At 37.4% G+C, this 19,624-nt stretch carries 19 protein-coding genes and 2 pseudogenes; 17 read left to right on the forward strand and 4 right to left on the reverse strand.

Annotation, left to right across the window (positions count from 1 at the left end; genetic code table 11):
- Positions 1-26 precede the first annotated feature (26 nt).
- Entirely contained in the window at positions 27-275 is a 249-nt protein-coding gene (locus WMO29_RS11275; RefSeq protein ID WP_186873819.1) for a helix-turn-helix domain-containing protein, read from the reverse strand.
- Between the two features lie 119 nt (positions 276-394).
- On the opposite strand from WMO29_RS11275, the gene WMO29_RS11280 reads away from it, so the two are divergent.
- From WMO29_RS11280 to WMO29_RS11335, 12 genes and pseudogenes are all read left to right on the forward strand, one after another.
- Positions 395-610: a hypothetical protein gene (locus WMO29_RS11280; protein WP_186873835.1), complete on the forward strand. Its 216-nt coding sequence runs from the start codon at positions 395-397 to the stop codon at positions 608-610.
- A 59-nt stretch (positions 611-669) separates the two neighbouring features.
- Positions 670-1,029, forward strand: coding sequence for a DUF6054 family protein (locus WMO29_RS11285; RefSeq protein ID WP_349164849.1), 360 nt, complete (start codon positions 670-672; stop codon positions 1,027-1,029).
- 108 nt (positions 1,030-1,137) lie between these two features.
- Positions 1,138-1,515: a hypothetical protein gene (locus WMO29_RS11290; RefSeq protein ID WP_055039029.1), complete on the forward strand. Its 378-nt coding sequence runs from the start codon at positions 1,138-1,140 to the stop codon at positions 1,513-1,515.
- A 145-nt stretch (positions 1,516-1,660) separates the two neighbouring features.
- Positions 1,661-2,110, forward strand: a complete 450-nt coding sequence (locus WMO29_RS11295; protein WP_435391151.1) for a GNAT family N-acetyltransferase — start codon at positions 1,661-1,663, stop codon at positions 2,108-2,110.
- 535 nt (positions 2,111-2,645) lie between these two features.
- Positions 2,646-3,020 (forward strand): BsuBI/PstI family type II restriction endonuclease, encoded by a 375-nt coding sequence (locus WMO29_RS11300; protein ID WP_349164874.1) that lies wholly within the window; start codon positions 2,646-2,648, stop codon positions 3,018-3,020.
- A 631-nt stretch (positions 3,021-3,651) separates the two neighbouring features.
- On the forward strand, positions 3,652-4,905 hold the full coding sequence (locus WMO29_RS11305; RefSeq protein ID WP_349164851.1) for an ATP-binding protein: 1,254 nt from the start codon (positions 3,652-3,654) through the stop codon (positions 4,903-4,905).
- Between the two features lie 134 nt (positions 4,906-5,039).
- Positions 5,040-5,294, forward strand: a pseudogene (locus WMO29_RS11310) (RelA/SpoT-related domain-containing protein); the annotation flags it as partial.
- A 35-nt stretch (positions 5,295-5,329) separates the two neighbouring features.
- Positions 5,330-6,889 (forward strand): cardiolipin synthase, encoded by a 1,560-nt coding sequence (gene cls / locus WMO29_RS11315; protein ID WP_349164852.1) that lies wholly within the window; start codon positions 5,330-5,332, stop codon positions 6,887-6,889.
- Between the two features lie 197 nt (positions 6,890-7,086).
- Positions 7,087-8,520: a phospholipase D family protein gene (locus tag WMO29_RS11320; RefSeq protein WP_349164853.1), complete on the forward strand. Its 1,434-nt coding sequence runs from the start codon at positions 7,087-7,089 to the stop codon at positions 8,518-8,520.
- Positions 8,499-9,209 carry a response regulator transcription factor gene (locus WMO29_RS11325; protein ID WP_044024695.1) on the forward strand — a complete coding sequence of 237 codons (711 nt, stop codon included), beginning with the start codon at positions 8,499-8,501 and terminating at the stop codon, positions 9,207-9,209. The genes WMO29_RS11320 and WMO29_RS11325 overlap by 22 nt, the downstream gene beginning before the upstream one ends.
- Positions 9,209-10,252 (forward strand): HAMP domain-containing sensor histidine kinase, encoded by a 1,044-nt coding sequence (locus WMO29_RS11330; RefSeq protein ID WP_349164854.1) that lies wholly within the window; start codon positions 9,209-9,211, stop codon positions 10,250-10,252. The genes WMO29_RS11325 and WMO29_RS11330 overlap by 1 nt, the downstream gene beginning before the upstream one ends.
- A 31-nt stretch (positions 10,253-10,283) precedes the next feature.
- A complete protein-coding gene (locus WMO29_RS11335) occupies positions 10,284-11,348 on the forward strand; it encodes an FUSC family protein (protein WP_349164855.1) in 1,065 nt (354 codons plus the stop codon).
- 14 nt (positions 11,349-11,362) lie between these two features.
- Here WMO29_RS11335 and WMO29_RS11340 read toward each other — a convergent pair whose 3' ends face one another.
- Complete coding sequence (locus WMO29_RS11340; protein ID WP_349164856.1) at positions 11,363-11,842, reverse strand: LysR family transcriptional regulator substrate-binding protein; 480 nt, start codon at positions 11,840-11,842, stop codon at positions 11,363-11,365.
- Between the two features lie 233 nt (positions 11,843-12,075).
- On the opposite strand from WMO29_RS11340, the gene WMO29_RS11345 reads away from it, so the two are divergent.
- Positions 12,076-13,419, forward strand: a complete 1,344-nt coding sequence (locus tag WMO29_RS11345) for an MATE family efflux transporter (protein WP_349164857.1) — start codon at positions 12,076-12,078, stop codon at positions 13,417-13,419.
- 61 nt (positions 13,420-13,480) lie between these two features.
- Complete coding sequence (locus WMO29_RS11350) at positions 13,481-13,966, forward strand: DUF6040 family protein (protein ID WP_435391152.1); 486 nt, start codon at positions 13,481-13,483, stop codon at positions 13,964-13,966.
- A 176-nt stretch (positions 13,967-14,142) separates the two neighbouring features.
- On the opposite strand, the gene WMO29_RS11355 is transcribed toward WMO29_RS11350, so the two are convergent.
- Positions 14,143-15,039, reverse strand: a complete 897-nt coding sequence (locus WMO29_RS11355) for a helix-turn-helix domain-containing protein (RefSeq protein ID WP_349164858.1) — start codon at positions 15,037-15,039, stop codon at positions 14,143-14,145.
- Positions 15,040-15,154: 115 nt separating this feature from the next.
- Between WMO29_RS11355 and WMO29_RS11360 the strand changes: the two genes are divergently transcribed.
- Both WMO29_RS11360 and WMO29_RS11365 read left to right on the forward strand, forming a co-directional pair.
- Positions 15,155-16,366 carry an MFS transporter gene (locus WMO29_RS11360; RefSeq protein ID WP_349164859.1) on the forward strand — a complete coding sequence of 404 codons (1,212 nt, stop codon included), beginning with the start codon at positions 15,155-15,157 and terminating at the stop codon, positions 16,364-16,366.
- A gap of 154 nt (positions 16,367-16,520) precedes the next feature.
- Positions 16,521-16,745: a DUF1349 domain-containing protein gene (locus WMO29_RS11365; protein WP_349164860.1), complete on the forward strand. Its 225-nt coding sequence runs from the start codon at positions 16,521-16,523 to the stop codon at positions 16,743-16,745.
- Positions 16,746-16,862: 117 nt separating this feature from the next.
- Here the strand turns inward: WMO29_RS11365 and WMO29_RS11370 are convergent.
- Positions 16,863-17,096: pseudogene (locus WMO29_RS11370) on the reverse strand (DUF6061 family protein).
- Between the two features lie 507 nt (positions 17,097-17,603).
- Here WMO29_RS11370 and WMO29_RS11375 point away from each other — a divergent pair.
- Entirely contained in the window at positions 17,604-19,619 is a 2,016-nt protein-coding gene (locus tag WMO29_RS11375; protein ID WP_349164861.1) for an ATP-binding protein, read from the forward strand.
- The last annotated feature ends 5 nt before the right edge of the window (positions 19,620-19,624 follow it).

The following is a 19,624-nucleotide window of genomic DNA, read 5'->3' on the forward strand; positions in this document are numbered from 1 at the left end:
CCCTCAGGAGAGTGTCCTGGGGGATTTCATTCTGTTTGGGAATCCAGTAAAACGGAATAATCAACTTCGAAGATTTTAGCAAAATAGGTTAATTCAATATCCGTGACAAACCGTTTCCGGGCTTCAATTCTCTGGATAGCATTCTTGTCCAAATCTAGGCCAAGAAGCTGCAAAGCGTCAGCCAGTTCTCGTTGAGACCAGCCTTTTTCTATACGAAGATTACGGATAGCAATACCAGAGAGGTTATTCATGTTGTCGATTTTGTTCTTATACATAGCTCACCTTTTGACAATTACTAAATGTCATTTACTTTTCTTATAGTGTATGATAGGATTGCTATACAAATGACATTTACTAAGTGTCAAAGATGAGTTTAAGCGAGGTAAATATAGAAATGGATAGTGAATTAAAACTGACAACAGAGGTCTATCTGCTTTGGCAGACTCTTGATTCTTTACCGGAAAATGAGCAGCGATTCATTCGTTTGATTATTGGATATGGTGCCAGTGGCCTGATTTCGGGTGATGATTATAGTTTTCTGTTGCAATACCTGATGGCGAAGGATAAGGAGTTATATGAGGCCAGGGAGAAGATTAAGAGGCTTTCATAAAGGATGGTTTTGTAGTAGAATAGGGGTGTATAAACTGGAATTTGAAAGGAGCGTTTTCAATGGCAAGCAAGAAAGTCGAAATGTATGCTAAAAAACGATATGAATTAGATGAAATCAAAAATAAAATCAAAGAAGAATTTGATAAACGTAAGTTCTCCAATGTGGAATTCAAAGACGAAATTATACGTGAATTAGGAGACACCAAAACACTACTATTAATTTTTGAAAACTGGTTTTTACGAACAGGAAGTTATGCCAGTTTAGTAATTATGTTATCCGAGTATCAGGGGTATCAGAGTGCAGATATTATTGCCACTGGTGGTAAAGAAGCTTTCTTTTCTTTTGGTGCAGAAGGTGACTTTGCAAAGTTTGGAGAAGATGCTTTGAAGAATTTAGGCTTTCAAGGAAAAGTTAGATAAATTCCAATTTGTCGGGAAGTTGCAGAGAGCGTAAAATCGGAATATTGCTGCTATCAATATTTGAAAAATTGTGCTGATTTAACAGAAGTTTTTATAGGAGACACGAATGTGATAACAGAAATAATTTTTTCGGATTATTATAGAACATTTTTATTGTGTATATTATCTATTGGGGTTGTTTTTTTTATGCGAAATGCAAGTATAAGAAAAAAAGTACTTGCATTAGCAGGATACGAATTTATTGTATTTTTACTTTTTCTTTGGATATTTATTGTGTGCATAATTTTTACTGAATTTGATTATGAATCAATAATAGCTATTGTGCAATGGGAATTAAAGTGGATACTTTATTTTACAATAAGTATAATATTGCAGTTTGCAATGTACTATTTTTTCTGGAAAAAAAGTAAAATATTAAAGATAGTGACTTTACTATTTAGTCTTATTATTGTTATTGTCCCATTGCATGTATTTGATTTTACTTGAAATAACAAAATAAAAAAATGAAATCCGGCAAATGCAAACTATAAAACAAATAGAGCAAACATAATCAGTTTATTTATATGCGTAATATTGTACAGACTTATGTGTATTGTATGAAAGAACGATAAAATTCAAGTTTGACGGAGTAATGGATATGAAAATCAGAGAAGTGAATGAAAATAAAAAGCAGTTTATATCATTATTGCTATTAGCTGATGAACAGGAGAGCATGGTTGATCGCTATCTTGAAAAAGGTAATATGTATGTACTTGAAGATGGTAATGTAAAAGCTGAATGTGTTGTCACCGATGAAGGTAACGAAATACTTGAAATCAAGAATATCGCAGTCGATCCGGAAAATCAGGGAAAGGGCTATGGGAAAGCACTAATTGATTTTCTTGCCAGTAAATATGCAGATGAATATTCTGTTTTGCAAGTTGGAACAGGTGACAGTCCGTTGACCGTACCATTTTATGAAAAATGCGGATTTGTCCGTTCTCATAATATTCCGAATTTCTTTACGAACAATTATGACCACCCAATTTATGAGTGTGGTGTACAGTTAAGAGATATGGTATATTTGCAAAGATGTTTATAACTTTCAGTCTGTAAGTGTAATCAGCCCCTTTCCGGTGCCAAAACGGTGCCAAAAACTCAGGCAAATAAAAATACCAGCTACTAAATTGGCGAAAAAACACCGATTTTAACCACAAAAAGCACGGTGAGCACCACAAAAAACACGATTCCAATGCCGCGAGGGTGGCCGTACAGTAGGATCTGGACGTGTTGCTACAATCATCGAGTAATCTACGCGAAAGCAATGAGATAAGCGCCGAATAGGCGATGAAAAACAGCCCCTTGTGCTTGCACAAAAAGGGCTGTTTTTTATTGAATATGCGGGCATTTAACGAATGCCCGCGACCGAGAAAATGCATGGCATTTTCGAGGTTTGGCGCTTATCTGGATCAAGGCTTCTGGGGATTTCCCCGGAAGCCTTTTTTCGGTTACAAATGTGTAATTTTCTTGTCGTGGTTCTAGTTTGGTTCTAAAAATTTGTGATTTCTATTTTCAATGAATAAAATCTTCTATCGGAACATTGAATAATCGCAAGGTATCTTCCAGCCACATCTCATATTCTTCCTTATTCAGAATGTCTGTATGTGGGCGATACTATTGCGAATGATTTAGTGAAGAATGTAAATAAGCTGACAGAACTGGGATTTGAAATTACGCTTCATGATAAAATGCCGGATGTGGTATTGTATAGAGAGGACAAAAGTTATTTATGGGAGTATGAAAAAGAAGTTAGAGTAGTGAAAAAGACTAGTGCAATGTATTATGACCTTCCAGAAAAATCCATTGAAAGTGTAATTTTTGGAAATGTTTTAGCAAGCGATCGTGGCAGTATTGAGAAGATTGCAATGATTTGTGAAAAACAAAATATAGAGATGTATCATGTAACAGGCATATACCCCTGTCCGGTAATGATTTTAAGTCTTGCCTCCTGAATGGAATCGGCGAAAAGGTATTCTCCTTTTATTCCAACAATCTCCTCATAATATGATTTTTCTTCCTGCTGTCCGGCAGAAGTGATTACAAGTATGCAGGGGATGTTTTTTAGTTCTGAGATTTCTATCATTTCCAGCCGGCTCAGAGGATTATGGTTTGAAATTTCTATGTACATATGGCTCTCGGAGAGTATTTCGTTATTATATAAATCTGAGAATGCCCGTCTCTGATCACTTAGAACCAGATCAACCTTGTCATTTTCTAATGCTTTATATAACTCTTCATGACTTCCAACTATGATGCTTGTCTGAGGAGTTTCATCAGCTGGCAGTCCAGAAGAAAGACTCCTTCATAAAATGTGCTCCCTTTCATTCATACAACGTAAAAGACTAACGAACATATTTAATAAAACATCGAAACCATCTTCTTTTTGTTGTTTACCTATAATAACGATTGGAGTAGTCGATTATAGACACTGCAATCAAAAAAATCTGAAAATATATTTATCAACATTACATAAAAGTGTGTAGATGCACATAAAATGGGAATACATATTGAAATTCACGTCGCTCTGTGATAGAATCTCATTACTAAAAAGTGTGCAGATGCACGGAAAGGGGGAGCGTAACGATGGAGATTAAAAGAGACGCTTACCTACAGCAGCTGACCCTGCGAAAAGATAATGGAATGATAAAGGTGATTACCGGCATTCGTAGATGTGGCAAATCCTTTTTGCTGTTTACCATCTTTAAGAGATACTTACTGGAGAACGGCGTTGATGTTGATCATATTATTGAGATTGCATTGGACGGTATTGAAAATGAGGAACTAAGAGATCCTAAGGTGTGTTTCAAGTACATCAAAGATGCCATGAAAGACGATGGCAAATACTATCTGTTTCTTGATGAAGTGCAGTTTATGTCACAATTTGAGGAAGTGCTGAACAGCCTGCTCCGCATGAGTAATATTGATGTGTATGTCACCGGAAGTAATTCCAAGTTCCTGTCCAGCGACATTGTGACCGAATTCCGTGGCAGAGGTGATGAGATTAGAATCTACCCTCTCTCCTTTGCAGAGTTTTATTCTGTCTATGACGGCGATTATGATGATGCATGGGATGACTACATGATCTACGGAGGATTGCCGCAGATCGTAAGTTTCCAGAGCGAACGACAGAAAGCGGACTATCTGAAGAACATCTTTGCAAATGTCTATCTGAAGGATGTTATTGAAAGAAATAAGATTCAGAACGTGGATGAGATTGGGATTCTGGTTGATGTGCTTGCATCTGCAATCGGCGCACCGACCAACCCTTCAAAGATTGCCAATACCTTTGCCAGTGAGCGCCAGATGACTTATGCTAATAAAACCATCTCCAAGCATATCGACTATTTGACAGATGCCTTTTTGATTTCCAAGGCAAGCCGATACGATATTAAGGGCAGAAAGTATATCGGTGCAAATCTGAAATACTACTTTACGGATCTGGGACTGAGAAATGCACGTCTGAATTTCAGACAGCAGGAGCCTACTCATATCATGGAGAACATTGTTTATAACGAGCTGTTGATCCGTGGCTACAATGTTGATGTGGGTGTCGTGGATATCTTCGATAAGGATAAAGAGGGCAAACGTGTTCGCAAGCAGTTGGAGGTTGACTTTGTGGTGAATCAAGGAAACCAGAGATACTATATCCAGGTTGCATATGACATGACTTCGGAAGAAAAACAGACGCAGGAGTTCAATTCTCTGCGTAATATCCCGGACTCTTTCAAGAAGATCGTCATTGTAAATGGCAGCAAAAAGCCTTGGAGAAATGATGAAGGTTTTGTCATCATGGGAATGAAGTATTTCTTGCTGAATGCGAATAGTCTGGAATTTTAAGTCGATTTGAGTTGTTGCTGTGGTGTTGTTCTATTTCAAAAAAGAGTGAAATGATATAAATAAGGCCAGCCGATGTGGTAGCATTTATGTGGGAGTACATGAAAGTACCGGAGGATTCAAGAGAAAAAGTTAAGAATATGATTGTTGAAATACCAGTATTTTTTGCTAAGGGTAAAACACCTATGCGTGTAGAATTACAGATTCGAACCAATGGTATGGATTTCTGGGCAACATTGGAACATCAACTTCGCTATAAAAAAGAAATTGAAGAAATGCCTGGCTATGATGAGATAAGTGAAGAATTACTTCATTCTGCAAGAGCTATCATTGAAGCAGATAATGAAATGCAGAGAATAAAAGACAAAATTGGTATGTTACACGAAATTTAGGGAGAAAACTGAGCAAGTAGGAAGGTGGAATATATATGAAACAAGATACTTTAGAGGGCAAAGCAAAAACAAAAAATGGGGTAAAACGACTGTGTTTTTCCATAATCTGCATTCTTTTGGAAGTGATTTTTATTATTACTATCGTAACACGCTTGAATGAATATGCAGAAATCATAAATTTATTTACAAGGATTTTGAGTGGGATCTTGGTTTTGGGATTGTACGCATCAAATAAGACATCCTCTATGAAAATGCCTTGGGTCATTTTAATTCTAATTTTCCCAATTATGGGTGTAGGCCTGTATTTGTTGATTGGTTTGAATGGTGGCACACATAAAATGCGTGAGCGATATGCAGAAATTGATAGCAAATTGTTACCAATGCTTCCGGACAGTCAGGAGTGTTTGAGCAGAATAAAAGAAACAATTCCGAAAGCAGGAAATATAGCAAGTTACATACAAAGAAATTCGCAGTATCCAATCTATCAGAATACGGATATTGTGTATTTTGATGAAGCAGTGAAAGGATTAGAGGCACAGCTTAAGGATTTGGAGAAAGCACAGAAGTTCATCTTTATGGAATATCATGCGATAGAAGACGCTGAAGCATGGCATAAGATTCAAGATGTTCTGGAAGAGCGAGTAAAAGCAGGTGTGGAAGTTAGAGTATTCTACGATGATATGGGTTCTATAGGCTTTATTAGCACAGATTTTGTGAAAAAGATGGAGGCAATAGGAATTCATTGCCGTGTATTCAATCCGTTTATGCCAGGTTTAAATCTGTTTTTGAACAATCGTGATCATAGAAAAATAACAGTTATTGATGGAAAAGTCGGATTTACAGGTGGATATAATCTAGCAAACGAATATTTTAATTACACACACCCGTATGGACAGTGGAAAGATACAGGTATTCGTTTAGAAGGAGATGCTGTTCAGTCGCTTACGGTGACATTTTTGGAAATGTGGAATGCAGTAAGTGATAAGGATGCTAATGATTCTGATTTTAGTAAATACCTTTTCCACTATGATTATGCGGCACAGCAAACTGGGTTTGTTCAACCTTATGCAGACAGCCCTATGGATAATGAGCAAGTAGGAGAAGAAGTTTATATCAGTATGATAAATAAAGCTGAAAAATATTGTTGGTTTATGACTCCATATCTAATCATAACAGATGAAATGACGCATGCGTTATGTCTGGCTGCTAAGCGAGGGGTAGACGTAAGAATTATCACACCTGGTATCCCTGATAAAAAATTCATTTATAATATAACTCGTTCTTTTTATCATGGATTGGTTAAACATGGTGTTCGTGTTTATGAGTGGACTCCTGGTTTCTGTCATGCAAAAATGAGTGTGGCAGATGACTGTATGGCAACCTGTGGAACAATTAATCTGGATTATCGAAGTTTATATCACCATTTTGAAAACGGCTGTTTTATGGCAGATTGTCAGGCAGTTGTGGAAATAAAAAATGATCTGATAAGAACGATGGGAGAATGTCGTGATGTGACAGACCAATATCAAACCGGACGAAGTGCATATTTGCGACTGGGACAATTATTTATGAGATTATTTGCTGGATTGCTATAAGAATCTGATGAAACGACCTTTCAAAAAACAGTTGATTTAGAAGTTAACTGTTTTTGAAAGGCCGTTTTTGCTATATCTAACCGTCTGTTGTACAAAGAAGATTTTGCATGGATGAAAAAACAAACCTTGTTGAGGTTAAATTGAGATTGACTATGTATTGTATAAGTATGAAATAAAAAGGAATCAGGTGATGTACAATGAAAAAGTATAAAACATGTAAAATCCTTCTTGTTATACTGGCAATTTTTTTATGTGTGGCTTTTTATGAATTGCTCGGAATCTGCGTTGCATATAAAAAGCAGCCGGAAGTGTCCAATACAACCAAAAAAGAAACAAAAAATGGGTCATGGAACGAATGCAGTGAAAATACAGAACGGGCAGTAATCATAGAAAAGAATCCAGAAGCGCTTTTACAAAGAGTGCGTTTGATCAAGAATGCAAAAAAGGAAATTATTCTTTCTACTTTTGCATTTCAATCCGATGAAAGTGGAAAATTGATTTTAGGAGCACTGCATGCTGCGGCAGACAGGGGTGTACATATTCGTCTGTTAGTAGATGGAATGGAGAGCTGGATTGATATGGAAGGAAATCCGTATTTCTATGGATTATCTTCCCATGAGAATGTTGAAATTAAACTATATAATAAGGCCAATCCGTTGAAACCGTGGAAAATGATGGGTAGAATGCATGATAAATATTTGATTGCAGATGGAAAGAGATATATTCTTGGGGGAAGAAATACATACAATTATTTCCTGGGTGATTTTCCGGGACATAAGAACTATGACAGAGACGTGTTAGTGGTTTGCGATGAACCTGAGAAAGAAAATTCAGTTAACCAGTTGTTAGAGTATTTTGAAACGATATGGGAACAAGAAGACAGTGGTTATTTTCATGACAATAAAAAACTGGCAAATAGAAAATCTGTAAGGAACGCAGTTTTAGAGCTGCAGAACGGCTATCAGAAATATTTTGAAGAGAATAAGGAAAGAATCTGCGATACCGATTACACGGACGAAACTTTTGAGACAGAAAAGATTGCATTAGTGTCAAATCCTATCCACACAGGTTCCAAGGAACCAGTAGTCTGGTATCAACTGGGAGAACTAATGAAAAATGCAAAAGAGCGCGTGAAAATTCATACACCATATATTATTTGCAATGATATGATGTATAATACATGGAAAGAGATTGCGGAGAGAGTTCCGGATTTTTCTATCATGACCAATTCGGTTGCCAACAATGGAAATCCGTTTGGTTCTGCTGATTATGCGAGAAACAGAAACAGAATTTTAAATACAGGAATTGATATCTGGGAGTATGAAGGCGGCTATTCTTACCACGGAAAAAGCATCCTGATTGATGATGATCTATCCGTAATCGGTTCCTTTAACATGGATATGAGAAGTGCATATCTGGATACGGAACTGATGCTTGTAATACGTAGCAAAGAGATTAATAAACAGTTGGAAGAAGGCATGATGGAATATGAAAGAGTGTCCCGACAGGTATTGGAAGATGGAACCTATCGTGATCCGTATCATGTAGAGCCAATTGAATTGACAAAGAAGCGTCAGAGAAACGTACTTTTGGTACAGCATCTGCTTGGATGGGCAAGGTATCTGTTTTAATAAGGAGGAAGGAAAACGTGTTTCAAATATTGATTGTAGAAGATGATAAAGAATTAAGCCAGCTATTCCAAAAAGTGCTTGAGAAGAATGGATATCAGGTCAAAAGTGCATCGGATGGAGCACTGGCATTAGAAATATTGGATAAAGAGTATATTGATCTGATCATTTCCGATATTATGATGCCGGTTATGGATGGTTATGAACTGGTGTCGGAACTCCGTTCAGCAGGATATCAGATACCAGTACTTATGATTACTGCGAAAGGTTCCTTTGATGATATGCGCCAGGGATTTCTTTCGGGAAGTGACGATTATATGGTAAAACCGGTAAATGTGAATGAAATGGTTTTAAGAGTTGGAGCACTGCTTCGCCGTGCACAGATACTGAATGAACACAAAATTGTGATCGGTTCAACAGAGTTTGATTATGATGCAATGACGGTTACAACTGATAAGGAAAGTCTTGTTTTGCCTAAAAAAGAATTCCTGCTTTTATATAAGCTTGCAGCCTCGCCAGGCAGAACATTTACAAAACAACAGTTGATGGATGAAGTATGGGGATACGAGACGGAGGCAGACCCACATACGATAGAGGTACATATAGGAAGAATCAGAGAGCGTTTTAAAGATAACCCTGATTTTGAAATCGTAACAATGCGTGGAATTGGATACAAGGTGGTGAAAAAATAATGGAACAAAAGAAAGAAAAAGGATTGCGGATCCGATCCTGTCTGACTGGTGCAATCTGGCTGGCACTTGTATTTTCAACAGTCATATCTGCTTTATTATTTGCTTTTTTGAATCATTTTTTTAATCTGCCGAGCAGCATACCTGTGCTTGGCTGGCTTTTGATTTTCAATACATTGATTGCAGGGCTGATCACTTCCTTTATTAATGCAAAGTTACTGGAACCAATTACCAGACTCAGTAAAGCAATGAAGGAAGTTTCTCAGGGGGATTTTGAACAGCATTTGGAAACGAACAGCCGTATCGCAGAAGTTGGAGAATCTTATCAAAGTTTTAACGTTATGACAAAAGAACTTCGTGCAACAGAGGTGCTGCAGATGGATTTTGTATCTAATGTTTCTCATGAGTTTAAGACCCCGATTAATGCCATTGAAGGATATACAATGCTGCTTCAGGGAGAAGAACTGTCTCCGGATCAAGAGGAATATGTAGAAAAAATCTTATTTAACACCCAAAGACTTTCCGGATTGGTTGGTAATATTTTGCTGTTATCCAAGTTAGAGAATCAGAATATACCAATGAAAAAAACAGAATATCGTCTGGATGAACAGATCCGCCAGGCATTTCTTTCATTGGAAACAAAATGGACAGAAAAAGAAATTGATTTTCAGGTAGAATTGGAGGAAGTTAAATATACTGGAAATGAAGGACTTTTTATGCATATCTGGATAAATCTTTTGGATAATGCGATTAAGTTCAGCCCTTCAAAGGGGACAATTACGATGTTTCTGAAACAAGAACAGGATTCTGTTAAGTTCATTCTGGAAGATGAAGGACCGGGAATAGAGGATGATGTGAAAACCAGAATATTTGATAAATTTTATCAGGCAGACGGTTCTCACAAAGCAGAAGGAAATGGTCTCGGCCTTGCACTTGTGAAACGGATTGTAGATAGTGCCGGAGGAACAATCAAAGCAGAAAACCGTGAATATGGTGGATGCAGATTTGTTGTAGAGCTTCCAATACAGAAAGATGAGGCCATATAAGTTTAAGAAAAACAGATAGAGGAGGAATTACATGACATTTTATCAGGAGTTGCAGTTAAATCAGGCAGGTTCTAAAAACCTGTTGAAAAAGAGTGAAACAGTGAAAGAAAAATCATATCATATACTGGTATATTTGGTAAAGATAGCTGTTACAATGACATTTTGTTTTTTATTTGTTACTATTTTCAGTATCTTATTTGGAAATGAGAATAGTATTGTGGGTGTAGTAGTTTTATTATGCCTTATGGTATTTCGGAATGCGGATCTGGGGATCCACACCGGACAATCTACGATGCTTTTGGCTTTGTTCTTTGTAATTATGACTGTATGTCCGCATTTAGCAAATCAGTTTTCACCGGTATTGGGAATGCTGTTAAATATTGCGGCACTGGCTGTGTTGATTCTGTTCGGATGCCATAATCCATTCATGTTTAATCAATCTACATTGGTTCTTGGGTATCTGCTGCTATATGGTTATGATGTTAGGGGAAAAAGCTATCAGATGCGATTAGTCGGAATGGCTTTAGGTGCTGCACTTACCTGCTTCGTATTTTATCGAAATCATAAAAACAGAACCTATAAAAGAAATCTGAAAGATCTGATACAAGAATTTGATATCACTTCTTCCAGAACAAAATGGCAGATATGTCAGATTTTATGCGTACCGATTGTCCTTTGCATTGCAGAACTTTGTAATATGCCACGTGCAATGTGGGCTGGTATTGCGGCCATGTCCACGATTTTGCCGTTTATGGAAGATATGCACTACAGAGTCCGTAAAAGGATTGTCGGAAATATTGCAGGTGTTATATGTTTTACAGTATTATATTTTCTGCTTCCTTCGTCAATCTATGCATATATAGGAATTCTTGGTGGAATCGGTGTAGGATTTTCAGCACAATATGGCTGGCAGGCAGTATTTAACACATTTGGTGCTTTAGCCATTGCTGCAGAGACTTATGGACTACAAGGAGCGGTTAGTCTTAGAGTGATTCAAAATGTTTTTGGTGTTGTGTTTGCTTTAGCATTTTGTGTTATATTTTATTGGTTTATGTCTAAAAAAAACGGTTCATGCGGGACTCAATGTACGCTTTAATGAAGAAAAACAGATTACTTCTGATAACGAAATTCAAAAGTGGGCGAAACAGATTGTAAAATAGTACTCTTAGCGGAACTAATCAGGTGATAGGTAACATTTACTTCAGGATCAGTTAAGGGAATCCGTTTCCGTCCTTTCAGAGTCTGCTCTGAGCCGGGTGCTTTACTGCTGGAAAAACATAATAATGTGGAAGTCCTGACCAATTCTTCAAACTCAAATTCATCTGTCTGTATCAGAAAGCGGGATGCTGGCATTTTGCTCTTTACCAGATTTGTCCAGAAACCGATTTCATCACGAAGAAGGCAGTTAAAACCGTTAAGCTGTGAAAGACTCAGCTGAGAATATTCTGCCAATTTGTGTTCTTTCGGGATACAGACATAGAGCTGCTCCTTAAGATAAGGGATGCAGAGAAGATTTTTATCTGAACAGGCCTGTGGCAAAATACCGATATCAGCATTGCCGGAACTGGCATTTTGAAGGATTTCATCCATATTTGTCAGTTTTGAGGAAATAATATTATCGGAATTTGACAAAGGAGTGTGATTATATGGGTAAAGCGATTTTGGCAGCAATCGTTACATTGATTGTTGGTTATTTATAGCAATTCAACTTTATAATGCAACAGCGGTGAATTGCATATCGCAAAGATGCCGTTTGAATGTTGCACTAATTTCTTGACTTACGATAAAATTTGCGATAAACGATTTTTGGAAGGAATATAATCATGTCGAAAGATGAATATTTGATCACAGATCCACCCCTTAAAGCGCTGACTGTTTTTGCGATGCCGATGATCCTTGGCAGTTTTTTTCAACAAGTATACAATATGGCCGATTCCATAATAGTTGGTCAATTTGTTGGCTCCTCGGCACTTGCGGCTGTTGGTGCTTGTGCTGCACTGACCAATGTTTTTATTTGTGTGGCGCTTGGTGCTGGTGTGGGCGCAGGTGTGCTTGTAAGCCGCTATTTTGGTGCAAAAAATTATGGTAAAATGAAAACCATTGTGTCAACGTCCCTGATCAGCTTTTTGATCTTAAGCGTTGTCCTTGGTGTCTTTGGCTTTTGCTTTTCTCATTTCATGATGAGCGGATTACAAACCCCTGCCGATATATTGGAAGAAGCAGTATTGTATCTGCGTGTCTACTTTGTGGGTTTCCCGTTTCTATTCATGTACAACATTCTTTCCACCATGTTCACTTCCATCGGTGAATCCAAAATTCCGCTGGGACTGCTGATATTCTCATCTATCCTGAATATTTTTATGGATCTCTGGATGGTGGCTGGTCTTGGTCTGGGGGTGTTTGGTGTAGCCCTTGCGACCTTGATCGCACAAGGAATTTCTGCCGTGTTTTCGTTTTTGATCTTTCTGTCTCGGATGCGGCAATACAAGAGCTCCTTTAGCAGGTTCGACCGGCAGGAGCTGTATTCCATGCTTCGCATTGCGGTACCATCGGTTTTGCAGCAGTCCACAGTGTCTATCGGTATGATGATCGTGCAGGCAGTGGTAAATCCCTTCGGCACACAGGCACTTGCCGGGTATGCGGCAACGATGCGGGTAGAAAATGTTTTTTCGCTGATCTTCGTATCCATCGGCAATGCAGTTTCGCCGTTTGTATCCCAGAATCTTGGCGCAAAGAAAATTGAGCGTATCAAAAAAGGCTACCATGTTGCACTGATGCTGGATCTGTGCTTTGCGGCCATTGCGTTTGTGACCATTGAAGCGCTGCATACGCAGATCTCCTCACTGTTCTTAGGAAAAGACGGAACGGCGTTTGCCTATCAGGTGTCTGGTGATTATATGAGGTGGATTGGTTACTTTTTCATCTTCATGGGTATCAAGATGGCAACCGATGGAGTTCTTCGCGGACTTGGAATCATGCGGCCGTTTCTTATTGCAAATATGGTAAACCTTGCAATCCGCTTGTCTGTTGCTTTGATTTGTGCACCGCGTTTTGGCATTGCTTTTGTTTGGCTTGCAGTCCCGGCAGGTTGGCTTGCAAACTTCCTTATTTCCTATGCGGCGCTCAGAAGATCGTGGCCAGAGGATAAAGCAGCGGTATCTCAATGATTTCATGCAGTGGAGAGGTGCTTTGTTCTGACGGGTTCCACTTACAGAGAATGAAGCATTGATGTTTCTGCTGATATGGTATTCCGCATCAACAACTCTTTTTCAGATGATACGGTCAAAGGTATTTATTTCTGATTGTGGAAGATTCTTTGATATAATCGCAACTTTTATACAGACCATTGCTGGCTGTATTGTACTGACAGGAAAGAATGTGGCACAGATTAGTGATGAAATATCTAATCCTGTCATTGCCGGAATTATATACTGGCTGATAAGAATACTGATCTGCGGTGGATGTCTGGTGGGTGCGGGAATACTTGTAGCGTTTATAGGGATAAAGATTGCAGGGGTATATAAGAAGTGCTGTTGGGATATGATTACCATATTGGTAACAATTATAAGCATGGAAATAGCAATCTACTTTGGAGATTGGATAAAGACAAGAACACCGATTAATCTGCTATTTCTCTTATTATTCGTGCAACTGGTATATGTTGCAATCAGGTGGTATATGAAAGGCTGGCGGGATACAAGGAGTCATTATTAAAATTGCAAACAGATAGATAAAATATATAAATCTATCCATTTGCATATAGAATACTTTTATCTTTTGAACATTGTAAATATGATGCATAAATAGTATATTGTCAGCATAATTGATACAGATAATAAAACGAAAAACAACATCATCTCCAAATATTGTATGAATACAGAAAGTAGAAATTAAGAAATTTCCTCTGTTTTCTTCTTTCTGTATTCATTTGGACTCATATGATAATATTGTCTAAACTTCCGGCAGAAATAGCCGGAACTTGTAAATCCGGTTTCTTCTGCAATGGAAGAAACCGATTTTTGAGTGATATAAAGTTGTTCAGCAGCCTGTGCTAGTCTGTATTGAATTAGATATGCTACCGGAGAACAGTGGATGCCAGTTTGAAAAATGTGTAAAGCTCCACTTTTGCTGATAGATGCCGATGCCGCAATCGTCTCCAATGTAATCTCTTCCATGTAGTGATCATGAATATACTGCATCATAGCTTGTAATTTTGCTTGTTTGTGATTTAATCGATGAATACTGTTAGAATCAGAAGTCCAGTCCATATTTTTTTGCAATATGTTCCAAAGCTGAAATAAAAGTTGTATAGTACATAATTCATTATCCGGCTTAGTTTCCTGAATAGTACAAATTTGCGACAAAAGTTGTAGCACCTGTTTTCCAAATGTGTTGGATGGACTGAAAACTTGATATGGAACAGACGAGCTTATCACAGGAAGAATATATTTTTCGTAAATGAGGCTGTTTTCGGGTGCTAATAGGGTTGGCGAAAAAACAATATTAGGTGCAAATGTACTGCTTTGTGCTTCAAAACGATGCAGGACACCGCTATTGATAAATATGCCGCAACCTTTATGTAGTTCTATTTTACTTGTACCTATAAGGCAGAGCGCAGTACCTTCAGCAGTATAAAGAAATTCTAATTCATGATGCCAATGCCAGTCAATGCGATGGAAGTCAAATTTCCAAATATTATCAGGATAGTATGCAAATGGATAACGATTGTTGCCATGCTGGATGGTTTCTCGTAGTGTTTCATCTGTAGTTATCTTAAAAGTCTCCATGCTATATTTCCTCATAAATAATAAAATTTGTTATATTGTACCATAAATATATGATTTTATACAATGACTAGATATAAAGTTTACGATATAATTACATTTATTAGAGGAGGACAAAATGAAAAGCCAATATAATAAGACAATTACAGCCTGTTTTGTAGGTTATATTGTACAAGCTATCGTTAATAATTTTACACCACTGCTTTTTTTGTTTTTTCAGAAATGCTATCATATTCCAATTTCCCAAATTACATTGTTAGTGACTTTTAATTTTGGGATACAACTACTGGTTGATTTTCTTTCTGTCAGATTTGTTGATAAAATAGGATATCGGATATCAATGATTATAGCTCATGTTCTAGCAGCGGCAGGATTATTCCTTCTTACAGTTTTACCAGAGATTTTACCAGTTTCCTTTATTGGAATTTTGATTGCTGTAATGATCTATGCGGTAGGTGGTGGACTTTTGGAAGTCCTAGTCAGTCCAGTTGTTGAGGCTTGCCCATCCGACAATAAGGAAAAAGCAATGAGCCTGTTGCATTCTTTTTATTGCTGGGGACACGCCGGAGTTGTACTCATATCAACCGTGTTCTTTTATGTAGTCGGTATAGATAACTGGAAAATATTAGCCATTATTTGGGCGGTAATTCCAATTGGAAATGCTTTTGTTTTTTCAAAGGTTCCCATTGCACCATTGCTTGAGGATGGAGATACCGGACTTGGATTAAAGGAATTGTTTTGGATGAAAATTTTTTGGATTTTGTTGATTATGATGATATGTGCAGGAGCAAGTGAGCAAGCAGTAAGTCAATGGGCCTCTGCTTTTGCAGAAAAAGGTCTTGGAATTTCAAAGGCAGCCGGCGACTTAGCAGGGCCGATGGCATTTGCGGTTCTAATGGGAATATCAAGATTGTTTTATGGTAAGTATGGTGACCGTATCAATTTGGAACACTTTATGATTTATAGTAGTTTTTTATGTATTTTATCCTATTTAGGGATTTCATTATTCTCGATTCCGCTATTAAATCTGATTGCCTGCGCTGTCTGTGGGCTTTCAGTGGGAATCATGTGGCCTGGAACTTTCAGCAAGGCATCAGCAGCTTTGCCCAAAGGGGGAACAGCCATGTTTGCATTGCTGGCATTAGGTGGAGATATAGGTTGTTCAGGAGGTCCTACATTGGTTGGAATGGTATCAGGAGCTTTTGGGGATAACCTAAAGATGGGAATTTTGGCAGGAATTATTTTTCCAGTGTTGCTACTTATAGGAGTCATTCTTTGCAGAAGACAAAAGAAAATTACTAATTATAATACAGTGAAAAGTAGGCACTAAATATAGTTGCTTATTAAAATAAAAAAGAAAGTGAGAAAAAAGGTGGAATTTTTGAAAAACAATCCTAAATGGATACGTCAACCAAAGCAGGTACAAATTAGTGAGGATAAAGTTGTAATTTTTACAGAAAGGGGTATCCTCTGATATTAAAAGTATGTGGTATCGTTTTTCACGAAGGGACAGAGACTACTGTATTGAATGCAGTGAGGATGGCATAAATTTCAGACAAATGCGTATTTTCCATATGTGGGAAGGTGCAGAAAAAATTACTTATGGAATATATGCATGCAGCCCGACAGAAGGCTCATATAAGGCAACATTTTCAAATATGCAGATTACGGAATGTAAATGGGAATCAGATGCAGACTGGCGTGATTGATGGTATGATTTCTAAAGATAAATCTCATATGAGAATCATTATCAGTTAAATTGAATAATAAATATAAGCCAAAAATAATCCCCGAAAAATTTTAGAATTTTTGGGGATTATTTAACATTATAAATAAAGAGTGTCATCTGCATCCACCCATATTTGCATCGTTCCATCAAGATATAATTTTGCATATTCAAGTGGTTCATCAATGGCAAGTGCGTTTAATGAACAGACTGATCCGGGTGTGGTTTATAAATCTTTCTCAGCTTCCCAACAGTCAATACGGAGCATACCAGCACTGGTATACACATCAATGCTGTTGCGTTGTGGATTGTATTCTGCAAATATTGTTCTCATCGTATCATATCTCCTTATCGTCCAATCAATCATTCGTTACAAAAATTAGAAGCATTTCAATCAGTTCACCATGTCGTTTTCATTTTATGTTATACTGTTTTAGAGGATTATCTTGGTCTCCGCTGCCGCTTCGGTCGGCACAGAGCAGAGGTCCACCGGACCTCTTGTGCCCTTGTTTTTGTCCTTATCAGAGTTCGTAAATACTCATGGGACAATATAATACAAGGGAAACAATAAGGGAAAACTCACCTGCGATAAACTTAGTGTTTTCAAGGGCTTGAGAGATATTTGATAATAAAATATAACAATTATTAAATCCCTTTGAATATATGAAATCTCAATTCAAGTTTGCAGAACTAAGAGTATTGGAAGATTAAGGACACCTGTCTTGAAAAAATGTTGGCAGAATAGTATACCGCTGTGATATAATAAAGCAAACGATTTTATATGTAAATTTAAAATTTAAACTGAAAGCCATTTAAGTCTTTCTAAGCGAGAGGAAACCGTATGGATAATTTCAAAAAACTCACAGAGCAACTTATGAAAATATATATTAATGCTGAATCAGTAAATGATTTGGGTATAGAAAATTATTTTGATGAAAATGTCAGTCTGATCGGAACTGGGAAACATGAGCTTTTCAGGAATCTGCATGAGTTTTTGGAATCATTTAAATTTGATGTAAAACGAAGAGATAAAATCAGACTTGAAATAGAAAATTTATATCAGGAGGAAGAAAGACTAGATGATGATCATGTTCTTGCACATGGAACAGTAGATTTTACTGGTCTGTTTAAAGATGGTTCAATCTGTTTCAAAATGGAGACAAGATTTACGATTATCTATAGGTGGACGAATGGAAAATGGCTGGTTCAGCATCTGCATCAGTCAACGCCGGATTTGGAGCAAATGGACGGTGAAGAGTTCCCTGTTACCTTGGGAAAGCAGGTCAAAAAAACCCGGCAGGCTTTTCATGCATTAGGAACTGCATATTATTTAATCTTAAGGTTGAATTTAAAAACAAAGCGTGTTGAGCTTGTCAAAAAAAGTCGAAAAATGATTATTGATATGAAAGATTATACCGAATGGAATCCTAAGATCGAGATTATCGAAAGGGTGATGGCAGAACCGTTTGCGCAGAAGTATATGGAATTTCTTGATATACAGACCATGGCGGCACGGCTTCATAATAAAGAATCTATGTCTTCCGAATTCAAACTAAAGGAAGGAGCATGGTTTCTTGCTATGGTCGTTCCTCAGAGTTATGATAAAAATGGAAATGTTACATCCGTGCTGATTGCAAATCGAGATGTGACAGATGAAAAAATGCGGGAATTAAGACAAGAGGAAGAATTACGGGAGGCTAAATTAAAAGCAGAATGTGCAAATAAAGCAAAATCGACATTCCTGTTCAATATGTCCCATGATATCAGGACGCCTATGAATGCGATTATTGGTTATGCAGAACTGGCGACCAGACATTTGCAAGAAACAGAAAAACTTGGCAGATACCTTGAAAAAATTCAAATATGCGGAAAAGAACTTCTGTCGATGCTTGGTAATGTTCTGAATCTTGCAAGGATTGAAAATAATCAGGTCGAAATGGAATACACTGTTTCGAATGTTCATGAGTGCTTTGAAAATTGTATCATTATGTTCCAACAACAGGCAGAAAGAAAAAATCAAACTCTCTCCCTGACAGAACAAATCATGTATCCGTATGTATATATGGATGCACCGCACCTGTCAGAAGTCTGTCTTAATATTATAAGCAATGCAATAAAGTATACAAATACAGGAGGTAGGATATCCTGTAATGTTGTACAGAAATCCTGTGAAAAAGAAGACCGGTGCAATCTGATCATTACCATTACCGATAATGGAATTGGTATGTCTGAAGAATTCCAAAAGCGTATTTTTGAAACTTTTGAAAGAGAACGTAACACTACGTTAAGTCATATTGATGGTAGTGGCATCGGAATGGGCATTACAAAAAAGCTTGTAGATCTCATGGATGGCACAATAGAAGTGAAAAGCAAGCAGGGTGAGGGTTCCCAATTTACAGTAACGATTCCTTGCAGGAAAGCGTCAAAAGAAGATTCTCTGGTGAAAAAAAATAGTAATCTGAGTAGTAAGAATTGCTTGAACGGTGTTCGAATCTTATTAGTCGAAGATAATGAGATCAACACTGAAATCGCAAAGGAACTATTGACGGAAGAAGGCTGTATTGTTGAGACTGCAAATGATGGTGTTGCATGCATTGATATGATTGAAAAAGCGGATGCTGGTTATTACAAGATGATCCTTATGGATATTCAGATGCCTGTTATGAATGGATATGACGCTGCATTAACTATCCGAAAGATGAAGGATACGAAAAAAGCCAGAATCCCAATTATTGCGATGACGGCCAATGCTTTCGCAGAAGATACACAAAAGGTTCTTTCTGTTGGAATGAATGCTCATGTTGCAAAGCCTGTTGATATGAACATTCTTGTGCCAACAATGATGAAATATTTATAATAGAC

This window comes from Laedolimicola intestinihominis (assembly GCF_040096155.1).
GTDB classification, from domain to species: Bacteria; Bacillota; Clostridia; order Lachnospirales; family Lachnospiraceae; genus Laedolimicola; species Laedolimicola intestinihominis.

Coding starts and splice junctions, on each gene's coding strand:
- WMO29_RS11275 (WP_186873819.1), bottom strand. CDS start 275: ATGTATAAGAACAAAATCGACAACATGAATAACCTCTCTGGTATTGCT.
- WMO29_RS11280 (WP_186873835.1), top strand. CDS start 395: ATGGATAGTGAATTAAAACTGACAACAGAGGTCTATCTGCTTTGGCAG.
- WMO29_RS11285 (WP_349164849.1), top strand. CDS start 670: ATGGCAAGCAAGAAAGTCGAAATGTATGCTAAAAAACGATATGAATTA.
- WMO29_RS11295 (WP_435391151.1), top strand. CDS start 1,661: ATGGATATGAAAATCAGAGAAGTGAATGAAAATAAAAAGCAGTTTATA.
- WMO29_RS11305 (WP_349164851.1), top strand. CDS start 3,652: ATGGAGATTAAAAGAGACGCTTACCTACAGCAGCTGACCCTGCGAAAA.
- cls (WP_349164852.1), top strand. CDS start 5,330: ATGAAACAAGATACTTTAGAGGGCAAAGCAAAAACAAAAAATGGGGTA.
- WMO29_RS11320 (WP_349164853.1), top strand. CDS start 7,087: ATGAAAAAGTATAAAACATGTAAAATCCTTCTTGTTATACTGGCAATT.
- WMO29_RS11325 (WP_044024695.1), top strand. CDS start 8,499: ATGGGCAAGGTATCTGTTTTAATAAGGAGGAAGGAAAACGTGTTTCAA.
- WMO29_RS11330 (WP_349164854.1), top strand. CDS start 9,209: ATGGAACAAAAGAAAGAAAAAGGATTGCGGATCCGATCCTGTCTGACT.
- WMO29_RS11335 (WP_349164855.1), top strand. CDS start 10,284: ATGACATTTTATCAGGAGTTGCAGTTAAATCAGGCAGGTTCTAAAAAC.
- WMO29_RS11340 (WP_349164856.1), bottom strand. CDS start 11,842: ATGGATGAAATCCTTCAAAATGCCAGTTCCGGCAATGCTGATATCGGT.
- WMO29_RS11345 (WP_349164857.1), top strand. CDS start 12,076: ATGTCGAAAGATGAATATTTGATCACAGATCCACCCCTTAAAGCGCTG.
- WMO29_RS11350 (WP_435391152.1), top strand. CDS start 13,481: ATGTTTCTGCTGATATGGTATTCCGCATCAACAACTCTTTTTCAGATG.
- WMO29_RS11355 (WP_349164858.1), bottom strand. CDS start 15,039: ATGGAGACTTTTAAGATAACTACAGATGAAACACTACGAGAAACCATC.
- WMO29_RS11360 (WP_349164859.1), top strand. CDS start 15,155: ATGAAAAGCCAATATAATAAGACAATTACAGCCTGTTTTGTAGGTTAT.
- WMO29_RS11365 (WP_349164860.1), top strand. CDS start 16,521: ATGTGGTATCGTTTTTCACGAAGGGACAGAGACTACTGTATTGAATGC.
- WMO29_RS11375 (WP_349164861.1), top strand. CDS start 17,604: ATGGATAATTTCAAAAAACTCACAGAGCAACTTATGAAAATATATATT.